Genomic DNA, 23,266 nt, shown 5'->3' with positions numbered 1-23,266 from the left:
CGTTAAAACTTCAGTTCTTGGGGCTGCTGAGCAGCATGAGGGTGTACAGCGCCCGCATAGACTTTCAGCTTGCGAAACATATCGCGACCCAGAGGGCCCTTAGGCAGCATACCTTTGACCGCGATTTCGATCGGGGCTTCAGGCTTCTTGGAGATCAGGCCTTCGAAGTTCGAAGACTTGATACCGCCTGGGAAACCGGAGTGACGGTAGTACATTTTGTCTTGCGCTTTGTTGCCGGTAACACGTACCTGCTCAGCGTTGATGATCACGATGTAGTCACCGGTATCAACGTGAGGGGTGTACTCAGGCTTGTGCTTGCCACGCAGACGGCTGGCGACTTCAGTGGCCAGACGACCCAGGGTCTGACCAGCGGCGTCGACGACAAACCAGTCGCGCTGAACTGTTTCCGGTTTTGCAGTAAAAGTTGTCATTCTTTAATAGCCTCAGGGGCCGCCCTGTAAATTAGACGGCGGATCTTACTGAATAGTGCGTACTTTGACAAGTCAAAGGCAGCCGGATACAGACGCTATCGGGGGCTCGGGTCGGCGCGTCCGTTCAACGGCAAGATTCTTCGGCAGGCGGCGCATCACTTCCACTGCAGAAAGAGGTGGGCAATTATGCAGATTGCGAAAAAAAATTCAACCTGCTTTTATGATTGTTTTCCCCGAAGGAGTACCCGATGGATTATCGACAGCTGGGCCGTACGGATCTGAACGTGAGCGCGATAGCCTTGGGCACCATGACCTGGGGTGAGCAGAACAGCGAGGCAGAGGCCTTCGCGCAGATCGAACGGGCCAAGGCCGCGGGGATCAACTTCCTCGACACGGCGGAAATGTACCCGGTGCCGCCCAAGGCCGACACCTACGCCACCACCGAACGTTACATCGGTAATTACTTCAAAAGCCGTGGTGACCGCGCCGACTGGATCCTCGCCAGCAAGATCGCCGGCCCCGGCAACACCATCGACTACATCCGCGACGGCCACCTGCGCCACAACCGCAAGCACATTGTCGATGCCCTGGACGCCAGCCTCAAGCGCCTGCAGACCGACTGGATCGACCTCTACCAACTGCACTGGCCAGAGCGCAGCACCAACTTTTTCGGCCAATTGAGCTACAAGCACAAGGACGAAGACGACCTCACTCCACTGGAAGAAACCCTCGAAGCGCTGGACGAACAGGTGAAGGCCGGCAAGATCCGCCACATCGGCCTGTCCAACGAAACCCCGTGGGGCACCATGAAATTCCTCGCCCTGGCCGAAGCCCGTGGCTGGACCCGCGCAGTGTCGATCCAGAACCCCTACAACCTGCTCAATCGCAGCTTTGAAGTGGGCCTGGCGGAAGTCGCCATTCGTGAACAGTGCGGCCTGCTCGCCTACTCGCCCCTGGCGTTCGGCATGCTCAGCGGCAAATACGAAGGCGGCGCCCGCCCGGCCAAGGCACGCCTGACCGAGTACAGCCGTTTCAGCCGCTACTTCAACCCGCAGTCGGAAGCAGCATGCAGCCGTTATGTGGCATTGGCGCGGGAACATGGTTTGGACCCGGCGCAGATGGCGCTGGCGTTTGTGACGCAGCAGCCGTTTGTGACCAGCAATATCATTGGCGCAACGTCGCTGGAGCAACTGGACAGCAACATCGCCAGTGCTGATCTGAAGCTGTCGAAGGAAGTGCTGGAAGGGATAGAGGCGATTCAGAAGGATCATCCGAATCCAGCGCCTTGATTGATCTTTGGATCGTTATCGCAGGCAAGCCAGCTCCCACATTTTGACTTGTGAATACATTCAAATGTGGGAGGGGGCTTGCCCCCGACAAGGCCTTCAGCAACACCACACAATCAAAGCGCCCGCGCAATAATCTCCTTCATGATCTCGTTGGTCCCCGCATAAATCCGCTGCACTCGCGCATCCGCCCAGGCCCGCGCGATCGGGTATTCCCACATGAAGCCGTAACCGCCGTGCAACTGCACACACTCGTCGAGCACCTTGCATTGCAGGTCGGTGGCCCAGTACTTGGCCATCGCCGCCGTAGGCACATCCAGCTTGCCCTCCAGGTGCAGCGCCATGCACTTGTCGACGAACACGCGGCCGATCTGAATCTCTGTCGCCATCTCTGCCAACTTGAACCGGGTGTTCTGGAAATCGGCAATCGCCTTGCCGAACGCCTTGCGCTCGCGGGTGTAGGCCAGCGTCCACTGCAACGCCGCTTCGGCTGAGGTGATCGCGCCGATGGCCACGGTCAATCGCTCTTGGGGCAGTTCCTGCATCAAGTAGGCAAAGCCCATGCCCGCCTGACCCAACAGGTTTTCCTTGGGCACCCGCACGTCCTGGAAGAACAGCTCCGAGGTGTCCTGGGCCTTCATGCCCACCTTCTCCAGGCGCTTGCCCTTGGCGAAGCCCGGCGTATCGGCCTGCACCAGAAACAGGCTGGTGCCCTTCGCGCCAGCCTTGGGATCGGTCTTGGCCACGACGATCACCAGTTCGGCCAGATAGCCGTTGGTGATGAAGGTCTTGGAGCCGTTGATTACATACTCATCGCCGTCCAGCACGGCCGTGGTCTTGACCCCTTGCAGGTCGGACCCGGCGCCCGGCTCGGTCATCGCAATGGCGGTGACCATCTCGCCGGAGATCAATTTTGGCAGGTATTTGTGCTTCAGCGCCTCACTGCCGTAATGCAGGATGTAGGGCGCGACGATGTCCGAATGCAGGGAGAAACCAATCCCGGTCAGGCCCAGCCGACTGATCTCCTCGATCACCACCGCGCTGTAGAGAAAGTCCGCCCCCAAGCCGCCATATTCTTCCGGCAGATGGGAACACAACATGCCCGCCTCCCCCGCCTTGCTCCACAGACTGCGGTCGACATACCCCTGTTTTTCCCATTGCCCATGGAACGGCGCGGCGTCTTTTTCAAGGAAAGTGCGCACGCTGTCGCGAAAGAGTTCGTGTTCGGGGCTGAACAAAGTTCTGGGAATCATGGGTCACCTGCGGGGATTGTCGGACAAAGACCAGCCAACAGAGCCTATGCCGCGAAGACGTCACAGGACACTGGACACATGCGACAAAAAATAAGACGATCCAGCCGTCTGGTGACCACTTTCCCCTATAAGAATAAATGAAATTATGTCTAACCAAATCTCCACGCCCCTGCGGCGCGTCAGCATTTTGGCCATTGATCGGGTATTCGCTTCAACCCTCATGCAAGCCAAGGATTTCTTCCACCTCGCGAGCCTGCGTTACGGCAAACAGCAAGGCCTGGGCCTGACGCCGGCGTTCGAAACCCGCCTGGTCAGCCCCGACGGGCAATCGGTGCGCAGCTTCAGCGATGTGATCATGCCGGTAGACGGCGGCCTAGAAGACGCCGACATCATTGTGCTGCCGGCCTTCTGGGATGACTTCGACGCCCTCTGCACCCGCTACCCCCAAGTACTGCCGTGGCTGCGCGAACAACACGCACGCGGCGCCGTGCTCTGCGGCGAAGCCACCGGGGTGTTCTGGCTGGCCGAAGCCGGGCTGCTCGATGGCAAGGAGGCGACTACCTACTGGCGGTTCTTCAATGCCTTCAGCGAACGCTTTCCCAAAGTGCAGCTCAATCAGGACAAGCACCTCACCGACGCCGACAACCTGTATTGCGCCGGCGGCACTACCTCAGCGTGCGACCTTTACATTTACCTGATCGAACGCTTCTGCGGCGCCAACATCGCCCAGGCGGTGGCCCGCGACATTCTCTATGAAGTGCAGCGCAACTATTCGCCGGGACGCATTGGTTTTGGCGGGCAGAAGCTGCACCAGGACGTGATCATCCTGCAGATCCAGCACTGGCTCGAAGAGCACTTTGCCGACAAGTTCCGCTTCGAAGACGTCGCCCGCGAACATGGCATGAGCATCCGCAACTTCATGCGGCGCTTCCAGACGGCGACGGGTGACAAACCGCTGCATTACCTGCAGCGCCTGCGTATCGAGACGGCCAAGGGCCTGCTCTCGGGCAGCCGCAAGAGCATCAAGACCATCAGTTATGAGGTGGGTTACGACGATGCGAGTTTCTTTGCGCGGTTGTTCAGGCAGCACACGGAGTTGTCGCCGAACCAGTATCGCCAGCAGTTCCAGCAGGCTGCGTAAGCAAATGTGGGAGGGGGCTTGCCCCCGATGGCAGTGTGTCAGCCAGTACATCTATCACTGACACACCGCTATCGGGGGCAAGCCCCCTCCCACATTGGATCTCCAGTGCTCTGGAAATCGCTTAGGGTTTGTGTCCGCGCGACAGGAACTCGTGGGACTGCATTTCCAGCAAGCGGCTCAACGTGCGCTGGAACTCAAAGTTCAAACGGCCACCGGTATACAGGTCCTTGAGCTCGACTTCCGCCGAGATGATCAGCTTGACGTTACGGTCGTAGAATTCGTCGACCATGTTGATAAAACGTCGCGCGATGTCGTCGGTGGTGACGCTCATCTGCTCCACGCCACTCAGGATCACCGCGTGGAAGATCTTGCCCAGTTCGATGTAGTCGTTCTGGCTGCGCGGGCCGTCGCACAGTTGGCGGAATTCAAACCACGCCACGTCATCGCAGGTACGCAGCGCGATGATTTCGCGGTTCTCGATCATCAACTTGTCGTTTTCCACCGCCTGGGTGCATTCCGGCGTCAGCGCGCGGAAGCTCTTGCGCAGGCTTTCGTGGGCGGCTTCGTTCAGCGGAAAGTGAAACAGCTCCGCTTGCTCCAGGTGACGCAGGCGGTAGTCGACGCCGCTGTCGACGTTGACGATTTCAGTGTTCTGCTTGATCAAGGCGATGGCCGGCAGGAAGCGCGCACGCTGCAAGCCGTCCTTGTACAGGCCGTCCGGCACGATGTTCGAAGTGGCGACCAGGGTCACGCCGTTCTTGAACAGCTCTTCCATCAGGGTGCCGAGGATCATGGCGTCGGTGATGTCGGAGACGAAGAATTCATCGAAGCAGATGACCCGCGCTTCATCGGAGAAACGCTTGGCGATGATGGTCAGCGGGTTTTTCTCACCCGGCAGGGTCTTCATTTCTTCGTGCACACGCTTCATGAAGCGGTGGAAGTGCGTGCGGACCTTTTCCTTGAACGGCAGCGCTTCGAAGAAGGTGTCGACCAGGTAGGTCTTGCCACGGCCCACGCCGCCCCAGAAGTACAAGCCTTTGACCGGCGTGCGGTCTTTCTTGCCAAACAGCTTGCCGAGCATCCCTGGCTTGCTTTGCGAGGCCGCGACCAGGTCGTCGTACAGGCGCTGCAAATGACGCACCGCCGTTTCCTGGGCCGCGTCATGGAAGAATTCAGGGCGTTTCAGATCAGCTTGATATCGTTCTAGGGGCGTCATAATTTCGTTAGCAAGGCAACAAAAACGGGCCGTCACTGTAACGACGGCCCCGGATAATGGCAATCAACCCTTGGTCGGGTTAATCCTCGATGGGGGTCAACGCAATGCGTAATGCCTGCACGGCCGCATCGCGGGTCGCGCTGTCGGCGAACTGAGCGCTGTCGGCCACGGCCGCACCGTCCAGCCAGACGCTGAAGCCCAGGGCCTCGGGGCGCACGTCCAGCATCACACCACTTTGCAATTGCTTGGTTACCGCGCCAGCGGCTTTGCCGTCGGCAAAGTTGCGCGACAGCAGCAGTTGCTCACCATCGGCAGCCAACAGGCGGAAGCGGAAGCTGCCGTCGTCTTCGCGAAAGCTCACAAAGCGCGCAGCTTTTGCGGCTTTCTTCTTGGTGCTGACCGGCGCCGCAGCCTGCTCGACGAACGAACGCAAGCCCACCGCTTCACGCAACTCGGCGAGGAACGGCGCCGCTACGGCACGGGCCTTCTTGGCGCCGACCAGCAGCAGGTCTTCCATGTCCGACGGGCGCGACATCAGTTGATGGTAGCGCTCGCGGGCTTCGCCCAGTTGGCCGTCCAACAGTTGGAACAGACGGCTCTTGGCCTCGCCCCAGCCCAGGCCTTGCAGCAGTTCGCCGCGGAATTCTTCTTCCTGGGCCTTGGTCGCGAATGCCTGGTACAAGGTGAACAGGTGCGAGTTGTCCGGGTCCTTGGCTTCGCCCGGCGCGCGCGAGTCGGTGACGATCCGCGAGATGGCGTCTTTCATGTCCTTGGCGCTGGTGAACAACGGGATGGTGTTGTCGTAGCTCTTGGACATCTTGCGGCCGTCCAGGCCCGGCAAGGTGGCGACGCTTTCTTCGATCAACGCCTCGGGCATGGTGAAGAATTCTTTGCCATTGCCGAACAGGTGATTGAAACGCTGGCCGATGTCGCGGGCCATTTCCACATGCTGGATCTGGTCACGGCCGACCGGCACTTTGTGGGCGTTGAACATCAGGATGTCCGCCGCCATCAGCACCGGGTAGCTGTACAGGCCCATGGTGATGCCCGCATCCGGGTCCTCGCCGGTTTCCACGTTCTTGTCCACCGAGGCTTTGTAGGCGTGGGCGCGGTTGAGCAGGCCCTTGGCGGCTACGCAGGTCAGCAGCCAGGTCAGCTCGGGGATTTCCGGGATGTCGGACTGGCGATAGAAGGTCACCCGGTTTACATCCAGGCCGCCGGCCAGCCAGGTCGCGGCGATTTCCATACGCGAGCGCTGGATGCGCTGCGGGTCATCGCATTTGATCAGGGCGTGGTAGTCGGCCAGGAAGTAGAAGGAATCGGCATTGGCGTCCTGGCTGGCAAGGATCGCCGGGCGGATCGCACCGGCGTAGTTGCCCAGGTGCGGCGTGCCGGTGGTGGTGATGCCGGTGAGGATACGGGTACGCGTCGTCATGGGTAATCGCTTATCAGACTGCTATCAATTCGAGAGGCGCGGCAGCACCAGATCCTTGAGATCGGTGAGCTTGCCATGAAAAAAGTGTCCGCATTCTGCCACTTTCAGAAGCGTATGGGGGCGATTCAGGGCGGCGGACCAGTCGTAGACGGTCTGTGGGTCGACCACTTCGTCGGTTTCCGGCTGGATCACGGTCAACGGGCAGCCTTGGGGCAGCACATCGGTCTCGCGCAGGCGCATCACAGCAGCGGCGACCATGAACAGATGGGCGAGTTTTTCGCCCTTGGCTTCCAGGCGACCACCGAGGCTGGCGGCCACATAACCACCGAAGGAAAAACCGAGCAACGTCATCGGCAGGTCGGGGTGTTTTTCCCGCAGCCAGGTGGCGGCCGCTTCGGCATCGTCGACTTCGCCGGTGCTCATGTCGTGGGTACCGGCACTCGCGCCGACACCACGGTAATTGAAACGCAACGTAATCAAACCAGCATCGCGGGCGGTGCGTTGCAGGGTCGAAACGACTTTATTGAGCATGGTCCCGCCCTGCACCGGGTTAGGGTGGCAGATCAGCGCCAGGCCACGTGGCTCGGGGTGATCCAGGTACAGGGCTTCCAATTGGCCTACCGGGCCATCGATCAAAACGGGGGTTTCACGCATGAGCAAGGAATGAACTCCGTGACCTCTCAAAGGGTCGACTCGTCTAGCTAAAAGTCTGTGCATGGCATCATTGCGAGCTTAATCGCGGTATACAGCGCAGGTTTGAGCCGTTAACGTAAAGCAAAGCCGTTTATAGAGGAAGGACTCGTGGAACACTCGCTCTTAGTTTGGTTGTTGCCGACTCTTGCCCTGGTTGCCGGTGTCGCCATTGGTTTCCTGGTTGCTCGCTTGCTGCCGAATGCCGCGCCTAACCGCACGCAGCGTCAGTTGGATGACATTCAGGAACGTTTTGACAGTTATCAGAACGAGGTTGTTACCCACTTCAACAGCACCGCCAACCTGGTCAAGAAGCTCACTCAGAGCTATCAGGAAGTACAGGATCACCTCGCCGATGGCGCTAACCGCCTGGCCCTCGACGACATCACCCGTCAGCGTCTGCTGGCCGCGTTGCATTCCGATGCACCGCAAACTCCACGGGAACGCCTCACCCCTCCCCGGGAAAACCAGGAGCCACCACGGGACTACGCGCCAAAAACGCCGAACGCCCCAGGCATGTTGGATGAGCATTACGGCTTGAAGAAGTAAGTCTATTCAAGCAATACAAAAAGCCCGGCTGATCAATGATCAGCCGGGCTTTTTTGTGGGAACTCACTCTCCAGATCACATTGACCGAGTCAGGTCTCAAGCCAGGGGTTGTTCCTGAAGCAGCCCACCCTCGATCCGCACATGCCGCCCGTGGAAACGCTTGAGGCTGCTGCGATGCCCCACGCTGACGATGCTCAGCCCCGGCAACTGGTCGATCAACGCCTGGTACAACGTCGCCTCATCCTCTTCATCCATGGCCGACGTGGCTTCGTCCATGTACAGCCACTGCGGCGCGAACAGCAACGCGCGGGCGAAGGCCAGGCGCTGCTGTTCGCCCGGTGAGAGCATGCGCTGCCAATGGTTGGCTTCGTCCAGGCGCGAGATGAGGTGCGGCAAGCGGCAGGTCTCCAGGACCTGTGCATAACGTTCTGCCGGATAGGCGCCATCCGCCTGTGGATAACTCAACACCGCCTTCAACGTGCCAATCGGCAGATACGGCTTTTGCGGCAGGAACAGATAACGCTCGGCTGGCAATCGAATATTGCCGTGGCCGTTGGGCCACAGGTTGCCCATCGCCCGCAGCAGGGTTGACTTACCGCTGCCGGAGCGACCACTGAGCATCAAGCGCTCGCCCTCGGCCACCGTCAGGTTGGCGCCTTGCAGTAAATGGCGACCGTCCGCCAGATCCAGGTTCAGATTGCTCACCTGCAAATCCCCGCCCTGCTGCTGCAACGCGATGCCCATGGCGCGGGTTTCGTTTTCTTCCATGGCCTGGCCGAAGCTCAGCAGGCGGTCACAAGTGGCACGCCAACTGGCGAGCACGGTGTAGGCGTCGACAAACCAGCTCAGGCTGCCCTGCACACTGCCAAACGCCTGGGCCACCTGCATCAGCACGCCCAGTTCGATCTTGCCGGCAAAGTAACGCGGTGCCGCGACCACAAAGGGAAAGATAATCGCGATCTGGGAATAACCGCTGGTGAAAAAACTCAGGCGCTTCTTGACCTGCATGATGCTCCAGAAGTTGCTCCACACCCGCCCGAACCGCGCACTCAATTGCTGGTGTTCATTGGGTTCGCCATTGAACAGCGCGATGCTTTCGGCATTCTCCCGCACCCGCACAAGGCTGAAACGCAAGTCGGCTTCGAAGCGTTGCTGGCGGTTGCTCAGCCCGATCAACTTTCGACCGATCAAGTGCGTCAACCAACTGCCGACCACCGCATACACCAGCGCGGCCCAGAACATGTAGCCCGGAATCGTGATGCCCCCCACCTCGATGCTGCCGGACACACCCCACAGAATCACCGAGAACGACACCAGGGTCACCAAGTTACTGACAAAACCCAACCCCAGAGTCAGCGTACCATTGGTAAACGCGTTGAGGTCTTCGGAGATCCGCTGGTCAGGGTTATCGGTATAGCCGCCGTATTCCAGGTGGTAGTAGTTCTTGTGGCCCAGCCACCGAGCGAAATAGGTTTCCGTCAACCAGCGACGCCAGCGGATGGTGAGCATTTGCTGCAGATAAGAGGTGAACACACCGGTCACAATCGCCACCACGGCGATCACGCTGAAGTACATCAGCAGGTGGGTGAAGGCGTCGTAGTCTTTGTGTTCGAGGGCGTTGTAGAAGTCGCGGTTCCAGCTGTTGAACCACACAGAGACGGCCACGCTGAACAGCGACAGGCCCAACACGACCAACAACAGCAGCCAGGCCTGGCCCTTCTCTTCACTGCGCCAGTAAGGGGTGATCAGCCGCCACACCCTGGGTAGGAATTGCCCGCGCACAGCATCGTTGACCGCAGAGTACTCAGCGTTCTGATTCATGGTTCAGGCTCGTTAGGAAAGAGGAGACAGGTGTTTGAACCGATCATAGTTGATCGGTTCAGGGCTCCGTGCGGCCTGAAGCGGGTTGTTCAGCCTAGGTTCAGCGTCGTACCGGACGCTTCTGCAATTTGCGCTGCAGGGTGCGGCGGTGCATGCCCAACGCACGGGCAGTGGCGGAGATATTGCCTTCGTGTTCGGTCAGCACACGCTGGATGTGCTCCCACTGCAAACGGTCCACCGACATCGGGTTTTCCGGCACCAGGGTGTCGAGGTCGGCGTGTTCGGAGAGCAACGCCGCCAGCACATCATCCGCGTCCGCCGGCTTGCACAGGTAGTTGCAGGCGCCGCGCTTGATGGCCTCAACGGCGGTGGCGATGCTGGAGTAACCGGTGAGGATCACCACGCGCATTTCCGGGTCGAGTTCCAGCAGCTTGGGCAGCAGCACCAGGCCGGAATCGCCGTCCATTTTCAGATCGAGCGCGGCGTAGTCCGGCAGGTCGGCCTGGGCGATGGTCAGGCCTTCTTCGGCGGAGCCTGCGGTGCTCACGCGGAATCCACGACGGCTCATGGCGCGCGCCATCACGCGGGTAAAGGTGGCGTCGTCATCTACCAGCAGCAGGTGCGGCAGTTCTTCGCCTTCGACTTGGATCTCGTCACTCATCGATATCTCCTCGTGCGACACGGGGCAGGCGCAGCTCGGTGAGCGTGCCACCTTCCTCATGACTATAGAGTTTCACTGAGCCGCCCGCGCGGGTCACGCTGGCCTTGCTCAAAAACAGGCCGAGGCCGAAGCCTTTGCCCTTGGTGGTAAAAAAGGGTTTGCCGATTTGCTCGGCAATGGCCAGCGGCACGCCGGCGCCGTGGTCACGAATGCTGATGGTCACGTTTTCCGCGTCCCAGTCCAACTGCACGCCCAGGCCTTCCGGGCAGGCGTCGGCGGCGTTGTTGAGCAGGTTGAGCAGCGCCTGGGTCAGGTCCGGCGGCGGCGCCATGCGCGGCACGGTGCCCTGCCCCAGCAGGTGGAATCGGTAGCTGGCTTCAGGCCGCATCAGGTGCCAGCGGTTGAGCGCTTCGTCGAGCCACCGGGTCACGTCCTGCATGTCGACCGCCAGGCGGCGATTGGCTTCGGCGGCGCGCACCAACTGCTGCAAGGTCTGCTTGCACTGCTTGACCTGCTCGCGCAGCACGCCGAGGTCTTCTTGCAGCGCCGGATCATGATGATCCTGGACCATTTCGTTGAGCAGCACGCTCATGGTCGCCAGCGGTGTGCCCAGCTCATGGGCGGCCCCCGCGGCCTGGGTGGCGACGGCCAGCAATTGCTGGTCGCGCAGGCCCTCTTCACGGCGTATGGCGCGCAGTTCTTCCTGGCGGCGCAGCTCTTCGGCCATGCGTGCGGCGAAAAAAGTAATGACGGCGGCCGACAGCGCAAAGCTCAGCCACATCCCGTAGATCTGCAGGTTTTCCCGGGCGATGGGGAACGTTTGCAACGGGTAGAACCGCGCCAGCAGCAGGGTGTAGAGGGTCAGGGCGATGCCCGAGAGCACTACCGAATAGCGCCACGGCAAGGTCACCGCCGCGATAGTCAACGGCACCAGGTAATAAGACACAAACGGGTTGGTGGAACCGCCGGAGAAGTACAGCAACACACTGTGGATAAACAGGTCGCAGGCCAGTTGCAGCGCATATTCAAGTTCGGTCACCGGCCACGTGGTACGCAAGCGAATAGCCGTGAACACGCACAGCACGGTGGAGAAGCCCAGGGTCACGCCCAGTTGCAGCCACGGCAGCGGCAGCAGGTCGAACCAATAGGCAAGCCCGACCGAACCGGCCTGTGCGGCCAGTACCAGGGTACGGATGAACGTCAGGCGCCAGAGGTTCTGGCGGGTGGCGGAAGTCAGTTTTACGGCGGCGAGCATGAGCTCTCCCGATGAGCGCTGCAGGCGGATCGGCAGGAGTATAAACGAAGCCGACCTGCTGGCACGGCGCGTGTGGCTCTTTGCCGCAGGCCGGCAAACGACCGTTCGTCGGCGCCACGAACATTTGTAGGTGATGTGTAAACCCGAAGAACCCGATGCGTGCGTCTACAGTCATACCGATACGAACACCCCTAAGGAGCTTCCATGTCTCGTTTCACTCACAGTGCAGTCGTCTTCACCCTCAGCGCCGCGACCTTGGCCAGCCTTCCAGCCATGGCCGCCGACGCACTGAACTACAATCAGATTTCCTTGCGCGCCGAGGTCAGCCAGGAGGTGGCCCGCGACAAGATGATCGTTACCCTCTACACCGAATCCCAGAATGCCGACCCGGCCAAGCTCGCCGCCGAAATCACCACCACGATGAACAAGGCCCTGGGCCAGGCCCGTGAAGTGAAGGCCGTGACCCTGCGCCAGGGCAGTCGCAACAGCTACCCGATCTACGACAACAAGAACCAGAAAATCACCGGCTGGCGTGAACGCGCCGAACTGCGCCTGGAAAGCGCGGACTTCCCGGCCCTGTCCAAACTCACCGGCGAGTTGCTGAACACGCTGAAGATGGAAAATATGGACTTCGCCATCGCCGACACCACGCGCAAGACCAGCGAAGATGCCCTGCTCAAGGACGCGGTTGCCGCCTTTAAAGCCCGTGCACAACTGGCCACCGATGCGCTGGGCGGCAAGGGCTACAAGATCGTCAATCTGAATTTCAACACCAATGGTTATCCACAGCCCTACGCCCGTGGCGGGATGATGATGAAGGCCGCCATGATGGATTCCGCGCCGACGCCTGAAGTGGAAGCCGGCACCAGCCAAGTCAGCATGAGCGCCGACGGGGTGATCGAAGTCTTGCAATAATCTCCTTACCCCAAAAAAAGCGCAGTCCTTGCAGGATTGCGCTTTTTTTCGGCAATTCGCTACCCAATCACGTTATATCCAGCAGCATATCCGTTGGAATCAACCACTCGGTTTTCGATACACAAATAGTGCCGCAGCCAACAGGGAGTGCTGACTCGGCATCTATTTAGATAACGAGAACTGAAACCATGCCCCTAACAGCCAGTAACGCCAACGTTGTCGCACAGCTCCATCTCCCCCGTTTATCGACCGAGCCGCCATCACGGGCCGCCCCCCCTATTGTCCAGGCGCCAATAGCCGAACCCAGCCTGACGGCCGCACCTCACGAAGCAGCCCTCCTTGAGGCTTACATCGGCGCAGTGCAAAGCAAAGTTTTGGGCAAAACACCAGAGCTTATAAAAGTCCCACCCTTGAGCGTTATGGGCCAGTGGCTGGGGGTGTATCGCGCGCAAGTGGAGCACCCTGTCGTTCAAGGCTGGATGCAGGAACAGAAGATCGACCAGAGCGCCTTGCTCACCGTCAACCCCCGCAAAGGCACCCTGACCGCCACCGTAGAAGGCCAACTGAAAACGTTCTCCCTCACCGATAACTCAGGCTGGGGGAACGTCAGCGGCCCGTTGCTGGAGGCCGCCAAAGTGATTGCGCCGGGCACTGCTGAACGGTTGCAGATACGATTTGGCGACGATTACATACAAGTCGCCGCGGGGGTGGTCGCCAACTTCCAGGGCACGCCCCTGCCGTCATCATTGCGCCAGGCCAGGGCGCAAATCAGGCAGTTGGAAGAGCAAAAAGGCTTTAACCCCATCGCGCCGGATGATCGCGTGCGCCCGGCGCAGAGCCGCTCGGCACACGCCCTCGAAACGCTCAAACTCAACGCCCAGACGTATTACACCCAAGCGCCTCAAGCATTGGCCTACAAGCACCTGGCGACAGAGGTTGCCGGCGCCCTGCCAAACGTGCGCGCCCATGCAAAAATCTGGGCGGAGTCCGTCATCTTCAAATTAACCGGCGAACATGTGGATGCCGATACCCTGTACTTGAACCGTTTCAATGGCGCGCAAAGCGCTTCGACCGTCACAGGCTGGGAGCACCTGAACGAGGAGCCGACCTCCTCACTCCGCCTGCCGGACGCATTGTTGAAGAACTTTTCTGAAAACGATTGGACCCCAGGCAACCTCGACTCTGAGGCAGGCATCTACACCGACGGCCCCGGGAAGAGCCAAGCAGGGGGTTATGGCGCGCACAACCAATACCGTGTGGCGCCCTCCGACCTCATGCATGCCAGTTGGCAAACTGACTTCCAAACATTGATGACAAAAAAAATCGACGAATTCTGGAACACCCGCAGTTCGGACTACCAGACATCGATCAAAGGCGAGTTCGCCTATCAGGCCCGAAAACAACTGAAGACTGCTCAAGCCCGGCCACCTGCCGAGCAGGCACTGCAAGCTCCGGAGCATCGCTTCAGCCGTGAAGACTACCGCTTGGTCATGGGCGCGATGTCCAACGTTCCAATCGACGAAAATGCACCACTCACTGTCGAACAGCTCAGGGCCGAAGCCCCGGTAAAGGGTGTCGTGCAGGCGCACGCGTTCAATATCAAGGGTTTCTTGTCTAACGACATCGTGCGATTCAGTGCCGACGATGGCGGCAGGCAAGTCCTCTACATCCCAGGCGCCGAGCCGGCGTTTCTGCGATTTGACTCCCTTGAGAAGCTGGATCAATGGGTGATCGATCAAGCCAAGGCTCCCAAAAAGCGCGCGGCCCTGCTCGCTCATTTCCCATTGATCAGCCGCCAGGACCATGAGGCAGGCACCATTGAGCGCTTGGCAAAAGTGTTCATGCCCATCTTGGCGCTGGCCAATGTCGGCACCAAAACAGAAGGTCTGGACACAACGCTCGAAAAACTCGCCACTGGAAAGCTGAAAGACCCGACGTTCGATGGTGATGGATCGCATATCGAAGGCGATGTCTTCGCCAGCATGACCTCCGCGAGTAAAGCGCGAATGACCAGCGATGCCGACGTCATGATCAAGTCCAACAGCGAGGTGACGCGGGACATATGGCTTAACGACATTACCGTCGCAGCTGGCTTGCTGGCCAAGCTGGCCCCCATCGCTGCGCCCGTTGCGGCCGCCGCAGTCGTGGCGGGAGTGACCGAACTGGCGCTGGGTGCAGAAAAACAAGCCTCCGGCGATACGCTGGCTGAACGCAACGACGGTGCGTCCAAGGCGTTTGATGGGTTGTTGAACACCTTGTTCTCGGTCGGTGCCAGTGGCCCAGTCGAGGATCCGTTTGTTCCGCCAGAAGAAAAACCGTACACGCCCATCCCAGGCACGCGCCCTCGGGTTGAAGCGCCGCAAACCGTATCTGTTCCCAACCGCTTGCAGCCAAGCCAGGCGGGCAGCATCCGCCAATACGCGGTGCCGGACGGCGAACGGCTGATTGAAAATGCTGTGCGTAACGCCAAGGGAATCTACCAGGCGAAAGATGCAGCAACCGGTGCTGATCGTTGGTTTGTCCCCTACACAGACACCTCCGGGATTCGCCAGATATATGAGATAAAAAGCGACTTCAAACTGAGCAATGATTATGTGCAGATCATTGATCCAGATACCGGCAAGCCGGTAATGACGGTGCACGCCACTGGAGATGGCGAGTGGGCCCGAGCCTCAGCCGATGGCGGGGCGCGCTGGCCCTGGAATCGCCCTCCATCTCCGACACCCAGCAACCACTCAGCGGGCTCATCCAGCTTTTCAGAGCGTTTTGTCGAAAGCGATGGATCGAAAATCGAGGGTGCAGAAAAGTTCGACGACTACCTGAACCTCAAGGAAAACACCGACTATCAATTCACTGACAGCGTTTATGAGGATGGCTCAAACATCAAGCGCAAGCTCATTGCTTCGTGGCAAGTCGATGATGGTGCGTTTAGCGTCACTGAGGGCGAACGCGCCCAGCCCACAACATTCTCAGACAGCCAGTACTCTTCCAGCTTTGCACCCGATCTGAATCGTGAACGCTACAGCGTGATCACAAAACAACCGAATGGCGAACTGCGTACTGACCTCGATTACCGAGGGGACACGTTTGAGGACACCGTAGGACAACGGATCGCAACACTGGAAAAAACGATTCCGAACCCGGAACTTCGAGCCCGCGTCTCCGAGGTAGCCCACCAGGGAAGTTCGTTCCCCGCTCTTGTCGAATTGATGCCTCCAGCCCTTAAAGAGGGATTCTCCGTGGCCGCAAGGGAGAAAGACTTCATCATCACTTATGACCCGGACGGCGGCGCTCATAGCGTCAAGGCTATTACCCGATGGCAACTCAGACAGGTCACCGATGATGGGCTAATCAACGCTAATGACCTGAATATTGTCAGCACCAGAACCTTCACGATACGTGAGAACAATGATCTGACCGGTGACGTGTTCACGATCGACCCCAAGGCACCCACCAAGATAGAGGTCTCGACACCTTCACTGATGTGAGCCCCTGAACCCGTAGATAAAGCGATTTAACCTATCTAGCGCGCCATAAACGGCGGTAACCTCGGGTTATCGCCGTTTGCATTCAGGCAGTCTTCTGCCTCGCCACTTCAGGGGTCTCCATGGAAAGAATCGCCTTCAAACCGCTCCTCCTTGCCGCCGGCCTGCTGGCCTTTATGCCGATGGCCCACGCGGCCAGCACCCTGGTTTACTGCTCCGAAGCCAGCCCCGCCGGCTTCGATCCCAGCCAGTACACCAGCGGCACTGATTTTGATGCGTCCGCCGAAACCGTGTTCAACCGCCTGACCCAGTTCAAGCGCGGCGGCACCGAAGTCGAGCCCGGCCTGGCGACGAGTTGGGACGTTTCCAAAGAGGGCCTGACGTATACCTTCCACCTGCGCGAAGGCGTCAAGTTCCACACCACCGACTTCTTCACGCCAACCCGCGACTTCAATGCCGACGACGTGCTGTTCACCTTCAACCGCCTGCTGGATGCCGAGAGCCCGTTTCGCAAGGCCTACCCTTCCGAGTCGCCGTACTTCACAGACATGGGCCTGAACACCACGATCAAAAGCGTCGATAAACTCGACGAACACACCGTGCGTTTCAACCTGAACAACGTCGATGCGTCCTTCGTGCAAAACCTGGCCATGAGCTTCGCCTCGGTGCAGTCCGCCGAGTATGCCGCGCAGTTACTCAAGCAAGGCAGCGCCTCGGACATCAACCAGAAACCGGTGGGCACCGGGCCGTTTGTGTTCAAGCGCTACCAGAAAGACTCGCAGATTCGCTACGTGGCCAATAAACAGTATTGGAAACCCGAGGACGTGAAGCTCGACAACCTGGTGTTCGCCATCACCCCGGATGCCGCGTCGCGCCTGCAAAAGCTCAAGGCTGGCGAATGCCAGGTCAGCGGCTACCCGCGCCCCGCTGACATCGACGTGATGAAGCAAGACCCGAACCTGCGCGTGTTGCAACAAGCCGGTTTCAACCTGGGCTTTCTGGCCTACAACGTGACCCACCCGCCACTGGACCAGCTCAAGGTGCGCCAGGCCCTGGACATGGCCATCGACAAGCCGGCGATCATCAAAGCCGTGTATCAAAGCGCCGGACAATTGGCGCAGAACGCACTGCCACCGGCGCAGTGGTCTTATGACCCGACGATCAAGGATGCACCCTACGATCCCACCAAGGCGCGGGCGCTACTAAAAGAAGCAGGGGTTGCACCCGGTACCACCATCAACCTGTGGGCCATGACCGTACAACGTGCGTCCAACCCGAATGCGCGCATGTCGGCACAGATGATCCAGCAGGATTGGGAAAAAGTCGGCATCAAGGCCAATATCGTCAGTTATGAGTGGGGCGAGTACATCAAGCGCGCCAAAAACGGCGAGCACGACGCCATGATTTACGGCTGGACCGGCGACAACGGCGACCCGGATAACTGGCTCGGCGTGCTCTACAGTTGTGCTGCGGTCAAGGGCAGCAACTATGCGAAATGGTGTAACCCGGCCTACGACAAGCTGGTGCAACAGGCCAAGGTCAGCAGCGACCGCGAGCAGCGCATCAAGTGGTATCAACAGGCGCAAAAAATACTTAAGGAACAAGTACCTATAACGCCTATTGCGAACTCGACGGTTTTCCAGCCCCTGCGCAAGGAAGTCAAAGACTTCAAGATCAGCCCGTTCGGCTTGACGCCCTTCTACGGCGTGAGTCTAGATAAGTAACAGCTGCGCCCCAACCGAGTGCGCCAGACGCCTCGGCTGGGCTTTTTTGGTGCGCCATCCGCACCGAAAAAACCCTCTAAATAGATACAAATATGTCGAAAGTTTCATAATTGCGACATTCCTGTACGTTCGTACCACTCTTTCCGGCCTGCAGTGGTTCAGCATCTTGCAATGGGTATGGCGCCTGCATAAGTATCCGCAGGCCGACTCACGAGGTCGCCCTCACCACCAAAAATGACAACAAATCATGAGGCCAACATGCTTAAACACGCAGTCCTTCCGTTATTAGTGAGCGCTGGCCTTATGGCCGCGGCCCCTTTCGCCCAAGCGGCGACTAACCTGGTGTTCTGCTCCGAAGGGAGCCCGGCCGGTTTCGATCCAGGCCAGTACACCACCGGAACAGACTTCGATGCTTCGGCCGAAACCATGTTCAACCGTCTGAGCCAGTTCGAACGTGGCGGCACCGCCGTGGTTCCTGGCCTGGCCACCAGCTGGGACGTATCCCCGGATGGCCTGACCTACACCTTCCACCTGCGCGAAGGCGTCAAGTTCCACACCACCCCGTACTTCAAGCCGACTCGTGAATTCTCGGCTGACGACGTGCTGTTCACCTTCAACCGGATGATCAATAAAGACGATCCTTTCCGTAAGGCCTACCCCACTGAGTTCCCGTACTTCACGGACATGGGGATGGACACCAACATCAAGAACATCGAGAAAGTCGATGCCCACACCGTCAAGTTCACCCTTGGCACCGTGGACGCCGCTTTCATCCAGAACCTGGCGATGAGCTTCGCGTCGATCCAGTCGGCCGAATATGCCGCCCAGTTGCTGAAAAACGGTACGCCCCAGGACATCAACCAGAAGCCGGTCGGCACTGGCCCGTTCGTGTTCAAGAGCTACCAGAAAGATTCGAACATTCGCTACACCGGCAACAAGGACTACTGGAAACCTGAAGACGTGAAGATCGACAACCTGATCTTCGCCATCACCACCGACCCGTCGGTGCGTATCCAGAAGCTCAAGAAAAACGAATGCCAGATCACCCTGTTCCCTCGCCCGGCCGACCTCAAGGCGCTGGGCGAAGACAAGGACCTGAAACTGCCGAACCAGGCCGGTTTCAACCTGGGTTATGTGGCCTACAACGTCATGGACAAGGTCAAGGGCAGCGACCAGCCCAACCCGCTGGCTGACCTGCGCGTACGCCAGGCGCTGGACATGTCGGTGAACAAGCAGCAGATCATCGACTCCGTGTACCAGGGCGCCGGCCAACTGGCCGTCAACGCCATGCCGCCGACCCAATGGTCCTACGACACCACCATCAAGGACGCCGCCTACAACCCCGAGAAAGCCAAGGCGCTGCTCAAGGAAGCGGGCGTCAAGGAAGGCACCGAGATCGTGCTGTGGGCCATGCCGGTTCAGCGTCCGTACAACCCGAACGCCAAACTGATGGCTGAGATGCTGCAGAACGACTGGTCCAAGATCGGCCTGAAGGTCAAGATCACCAGCTACGAGTGGGGCGAGTACATCAAGCGTTCCAAAGGCGGCGAGAACCAGGCCATGATCATTGGCTGGAGCGGCGACAATGGTGACCCGGACAACTGGCTGAACGTGCTGTTCGGCTGCGATTCCCTGTCCGGCAACAACTTCTCCAAGTGGTGCGACAAGAAATTCGACGGCGTCGTGAAAGAAGCCAAGGCCACATCGGATGTCGCCAAACGCACCGAGCTGTACAAGCAGGCGCAACATATCCTCAAAGATGCAGTCCCGATGACACCTATCGCGCACTCGACGGTGTATCAACCCATGCGCAACACCGTGCAGGACTTCAAGATCAGCCCGTTTGGCTTGAACTCCTTCTACGGCGTGAGCGTCAGCGGCAAGTAAGGATCATTGACGGCGACGTTTCATAACGTCGCCGTTATTGCATCCGCCTGGCCCTTAGGAAAATGAGCACGTTCGCAGTCGATGCTTCCTACAGCAAAAAACCGCGACACCTGACTCCGTTGCCTACAGGGTCAATCCGATTTGGCGCATTTACTCTGAAGTCCGCGGCTCATAACGTCGTAGGACAGCAGAGGCTCCAACTCGAGAAAGGCACTTGCTGTGTGTGGGATCAGCGTTGTCCCCCAGGCCTTGCGCCTGGGTGATTGTTCGCTGATGACAATTACAAACAAGGATCGGGATCGTCATGCGCCATACCACCGTTCTATCCGCCATTTTTGGCACCAGCCTGCTGGCCATGGCCACCATGGGTCACGCCGCCGACAAGAAGAGCCTGGTGTTCTGCTCCGAAGGCAGCCCGGCAGGTTTTGACACCGCGCAATACACCACCGCCACCGACAACGACGCAGCCGAGCCGCTGTACAACCGACTTGTCGAGTTTGAAAAAGGCGCAACCAACGTAGTGCCTGGCTTGGCCACCAAGTGGGATATTTCCGAAGACGGCCTGACCTACACCTTCCACCTGCGTGAAGGGGTGAAATTCCACAGCAACAAGGAGTTCAAGCCGACACGCGACTTCAACGCCGACGACGTGCTGTTCACCTTCAACCGCATGCTGGACCCTGATCACCCGTTCCGTAAGGCCTACCCCACCGAGTTTCCGTACTTCAACGGGATGAGCCTGAACAAGAACATCGCCAAGGTCGAGAAAACCGACGAACACACCGTAGTGATGACCCTGAACACGGTCGACGCCGCGTTCGTGCAAAACATCGCCATGAGCTTCGCCGCGATCCTGTCGGCCGAATACGCCGAGCAGTTGCTCAAGAGCGGCAAGCCCAGCGACATCAACCAGAAACCGATCGGCACCGGCCCGTTCGTGTTCCAGCGCTACCAGAAAGACTCGCAGATACGTTACGTGGGCAACAAACAGTACTGGGACCCGAGCCGCGTTCAGCTCGATCAACTGATCTTCGCCATCAACACCGACGCCTCGGTGCGGGTGCAGAAGCTCAAGGCCGGCGAATGCCAGGTGACCCTGCATCCGCGTCCGGCTGACGTCGATGCGCTCAAGGCCGACCCGAATCTGCAACTGCTGACCAAGCCTGGCTTCAACCTCGGCTACATCGCCTACAACGTGCGCCACAAGCCCTTCGATCAGCTCGAAGTGCGCCAGGCGCTGGACATGGCGGTGAACAAGCAGAGCATCCTGAACGCCGTGTACCAGGGCGCGGGGCAACTGGCGGTCAACGCCATGCCGCCGACCCAATGGTCCTACGACGACACCATCAAGGACGCCGCCTACAACCCGGAAAAAGCCAAGGAACTGCTCAAGGCTGCCGGCGTCAAGGAAGGCACCGAGATCACCCTGTGGGCGATGCCGGTGCAACGGCCGTACAACCCCAACGCCAAGCTGATGGCTGAGATGCTGCAGAGCGATTGGGCCAAGATCGGCCTGAAAGTGAAGATCGTCAGCTACGAATGGGGCGAGTACATCAAGCGCACCAAGAACGGTGAGCACGATATCAGCCTGATCGGCTGGACCGGCGACAACGGTGACCCGGACAACTGGCTGGGCACTCTCTACAGCTGCGACGCCATCGGCGGGAACAACTACTCCATGTGGTGTGACCCGGCGTATGACAAGCTGATCAAGCAAGCCAAGGTCGTCACCGACCGCGAACAACGGACTGTTCTCTACAAACAGGCGCAGCAGTTGCTCAAGCAGCAAGTGCCGATCACGCCTGTCGCCCACTCGACGGTCAACCAGCCGTTAAGCACCAAAGTCGAAGGTTTCAAAGTGAGCCCCTTCGGCCGCAACGTGTTCTCGGGCGTCAGTATTACCCCATAAGAAAATAACCGGATTGCAGGAGAGCGAAGTCAGCTCTCCGGCAAACGTGCAGCCATTTATTGGGAAATTTCCTACGGCAAACGTTTGCAAGTGCCTGAACGAGTTACACACCAATAGTCGGTTCACCTAAAAAGACCGGCATAAAAAAGAGAACCAAAGGAGCTTCACCCATGAAACTGAGCAGCAAAGCGCTTCTGGCCCTGGCCATCAGCAGCATCACGGCTACCGCCTATGCTGAGCCCGTCAGCCAGGACTTCGTTCCGACCACACTGGCCGGCGCCAGCGCCCAAAGCGAGGCCAAAGGTTTTATCGAAGATTTCAGCCTGGGCGGCACCACGCGTAACTGGTACTCCCACGAAAGCAAATACCGTGGCGGCACCTTTTCCTACACAAAACACGGTAAAACTGAAACCGACCGTAACCGCACCAACTGGGTACAAGGCACAATCCTCAACGCCAGCTCGGGTTTCACTCAGGGCACCGTGGGCGTGAAGACCGAAGTGGCGCTGTACAACGCCCTCGTTTTGGATCGTAGCAAGCGTGACATCAAGGGCGGCTCCAACCGCACACTGGCCGACTCGGATGGCAACGCCGTAGACCAGTGGAGCAAACTCGGCCTGGCCAACATGCAGTTCCGCGTATCCAACACCACCCTGACCGCCGGCCGCCAGAACTTCAGCAGCGGCATCGTCGACACCATCGGCAACCGTGCGCTGCCGTCCAGCTTCCAGGGTGTGAGCTTCAACAGCGAAGAGTTCAGCAACCTGTCGTTCCAGGGCGGTATCTTCGATCGCGTTTCGCCACGGACCGAGCAAAGCCTGACGAAATTCGTCTCCGAATACGGCAATGGCCAGAAAACCGACAAGGTCAAGACCCTGGGCTTCAACTACCAGCCGTTCAAAAGCCTGAAAACCAGCCTGTTCGCGGCTAACGTCGAAGACTTCTGGAACCAGTACTACTTCGGTGCCACCCACGAATTGGGTGACGCACAGACCCTGGCGCTGACCACCGGCCTGAACTACTACAAGACCACCGACACCGGCAGCAAGAAGATGGGCAACATCGACAACGATACCTACTCGTTGTCCCTGGGGCTGACTCACCAGGCTCACACCCTGACCTTCGCGTATCAGGAAGTGAACGGTGACGAGTACTTCGACTACCTGCACGAAACCAACGGCATCTACCTGGCCAACTCCCTGACGTCCGACTTCAACAGCCCGAACGAGAAGTCCTTCCAGGTGGCCTATGCCATCAACATGGCCGAATACGGCGTGCCTGGCCTGAAGTTCAATGTCTACTCGGCACGCGGCTGGGGCATCGACGGTACTCACTACAACGGCACCGCCTATGGCGAAGCTGGCAAGTCACGCAGCGACTTGCGCTTGATGGATGGCGAGAAACACCAGGAATACGGTGTAGGCGCGGCTTACGCCGTGCAGAGCGGGCCACTCAAGGCCACCGCGATTCGTGCGACTTACGTCGAACACCGTGGCAGCGCTCAACAGGCTGACGGCAACATCAAAGAGTTCCGCCTGGTCACCACCATTCCATTCAACATTCTTTAACTAGCGCCAGGTAGACGGCGGGCTCAGGACGAGCCCGCCG

17 protein-coding genes are annotated in these 23,266 nt (G+C 59.1%); 9 read left to right on the top strand and 8 right to left on the bottom strand.

Annotated elements, in window-relative coordinates; genetic code table 11:
- Positions 1-2: 2 nt before the first annotated feature.
- Entirely contained in the window at positions 3-431 is a 429-nt protein-coding gene (rplM, locus tag DNK50_RS07870; protein WP_003171742.1) for a 50S ribosomal protein L13, read from the bottom strand.
- Between the two features lie 248 nt (positions 432-679).
- Here rplM and DNK50_RS07865 point away from each other — a divergent pair, with 248 nt between their 5' ends.
- Positions 680-1,720 (top strand): NADP(H)-dependent aldo-keto reductase, encoded by a 1,041-nt coding sequence (locus DNK50_RS07865; protein WP_064450694.1) that lies wholly within the window; start codon positions 680-682, stop codon positions 1,718-1,720.
- Between the two features lie 113 nt (positions 1,721-1,833).
- Here DNK50_RS07865 and DNK50_RS07860 read toward each other — a convergent pair whose 3' ends face one another.
- Positions 1,834-2,970 carry an acyl-CoA dehydrogenase family protein gene (locus tag DNK50_RS07860; protein ID WP_112193457.1) on the bottom strand — a complete coding sequence of 379 codons (1,137 nt, stop codon included), beginning with the start codon at positions 2,968-2,970 and terminating at the stop codon, positions 1,834-1,836.
- 220 nt (positions 2,971-3,190) lie between these two features.
- On the opposite strand from DNK50_RS07860, the gene DNK50_RS07855 reads away from it, so the two are divergent.
- On the top strand, positions 3,191-4,111 hold the full coding sequence (locus DNK50_RS07855) for a GlxA family transcriptional regulator (RefSeq protein ID WP_177411598.1): 921 nt from the start codon (positions 3,191-3,193) through the stop codon (positions 4,109-4,111).
- 121 nt (positions 4,112-4,232) lie between these two features.
- Here DNK50_RS07855 and zapE read toward each other — a convergent pair whose 3' ends face one another.
- The 3 genes from zapE to DNK50_RS07840 form a co-directional block, all read right to left on the bottom strand.
- Positions 4,233-5,327, bottom strand: a complete 1,095-nt coding sequence (gene zapE / locus DNK50_RS07850; protein WP_099587085.1) for a cell division protein ZapE — start codon at positions 5,325-5,327, stop codon at positions 4,233-4,235.
- A 79-nt stretch (positions 5,328-5,406) separates the two neighbouring features.
- Complete coding sequence (locus tag DNK50_RS07845) at positions 5,407-6,762, bottom strand: tryptophan--tRNA ligase (protein WP_099587084.1); 1,356 nt, start codon at positions 6,760-6,762, stop codon at positions 5,407-5,409.
- Positions 6,763-6,786: 24 nt separating this feature from the next.
- On the bottom strand, positions 6,787-7,416 hold the full coding sequence (locus DNK50_RS07840) for an alpha/beta hydrolase (RefSeq protein ID WP_112193453.1): 630 nt from the start codon (positions 7,414-7,416) through the stop codon (positions 6,787-6,789).
- Positions 7,417-7,563: 147 nt separating this feature from the next.
- Here DNK50_RS07840 and DNK50_RS07835 point away from each other — a divergent pair, with 147 nt between their 5' ends.
- The gene (locus tag DNK50_RS07835) at positions 7,564-8,001 is read left to right on the top strand and encodes a YhcB family protein (RefSeq protein ID WP_032886236.1); all 438 of its coding nucleotides are present in this window, start codon (positions 7,564-7,566) and stop codon (positions 7,999-8,001) included.
- Positions 8,002-8,097: 96 nt separating this feature from the next.
- On the opposite strand, the gene DNK50_RS07830 is transcribed toward DNK50_RS07835, so the two are convergent.
- The 3 genes from DNK50_RS07830 to DNK50_RS07820 form a co-directional block, all read right to left on the bottom strand.
- Positions 8,098-9,822, bottom strand: coding sequence for an ABC transporter ATP-binding protein/permease (locus tag DNK50_RS07830; protein ID WP_112193451.1), 1,725 nt, complete (start codon positions 9,820-9,822; stop codon positions 8,098-8,100).
- 100 nt (positions 9,823-9,922) lie between these two features.
- Positions 9,923-10,483, bottom strand: coding sequence for a response regulator transcription factor (locus DNK50_RS07825; protein ID WP_003171731.1), 561 nt, complete (start codon positions 10,481-10,483; stop codon positions 9,923-9,925).
- Positions 10,476-11,738: an ATP-binding protein gene (locus DNK50_RS07820; protein ID WP_099587081.1), complete on the bottom strand. Its 1,263-nt coding sequence runs from the start codon at positions 11,736-11,738 to the stop codon at positions 10,476-10,478. Before DNK50_RS07820 ends, DNK50_RS07825 begins: the two co-directional genes overlap by 8 nt.
- 204 nt (positions 11,739-11,942) lie before the next feature.
- On the opposite strand from DNK50_RS07820, the gene DNK50_RS07815 reads away from it, so the two are divergent.
- From DNK50_RS07815 to DNK50_RS07790, 6 genes are all read left to right on the top strand, one after another.
- A complete protein-coding gene (locus DNK50_RS07815) occupies positions 11,943-12,653 on the top strand; it encodes an SIMPL domain-containing protein (protein ID WP_099587080.1) in 711 nt (236 codons plus the stop codon).
- Positions 12,654-12,841: 188 nt separating this feature from the next.
- Positions 12,842-16,141, top strand: coding sequence for a dermonecrotic toxin domain-containing protein (locus DNK50_RS07810; protein ID WP_162633364.1), 3,300 nt, complete (start codon positions 12,842-12,844; stop codon positions 16,139-16,141).
- Between the two features lie 119 nt (positions 16,142-16,260).
- A complete protein-coding gene (locus tag DNK50_RS07805) occupies positions 16,261-17,862 on the top strand; it encodes an ABC transporter substrate-binding protein (protein WP_112193447.1) in 1,602 nt (533 codons plus the stop codon).
- 258 nt (positions 17,863-18,120) lie between these two features.
- Positions 18,121-19,749 carry an ABC transporter substrate-binding protein gene (locus DNK50_RS07800; protein WP_099587077.1) on the top strand — a complete coding sequence of 543 codons (1,629 nt, stop codon included), beginning with the start codon at positions 18,121-18,123 and terminating at the stop codon, positions 19,747-19,749.
- Positions 19,750-20,104: 355 nt separating this feature from the next.
- On the top strand, positions 20,105-21,658 hold the full coding sequence (locus tag DNK50_RS07795) for an ABC transporter substrate-binding protein (protein WP_371926558.1): 1,554 nt from the start codon (positions 20,105-20,107) through the stop codon (positions 21,656-21,658).
- 170 nt (positions 21,659-21,828) lie between these two features.
- Complete coding sequence (locus DNK50_RS07790; RefSeq protein WP_112193445.1) at positions 21,829-23,226, top strand: OprD family outer membrane porin; 1,398 nt, start codon at positions 21,829-21,831, stop codon at positions 23,224-23,226.
- Positions 23,227-23,266 lie beyond the last annotated feature (40 nt).

It is taken from the genome of Pseudomonas sp. LG1E9 (genome assembly GCF_003290225.1).
Classification (GTDB): domain Bacteria; phylum Pseudomonadota; class Gammaproteobacteria; order Pseudomonadales; family Pseudomonadaceae; genus Aquipseudomonas; species Aquipseudomonas cyclaminis.
Note: the sequence above shows the minus strand (reverse complement) of the source record. Positions and strands in the feature narration are given on the sequence as shown.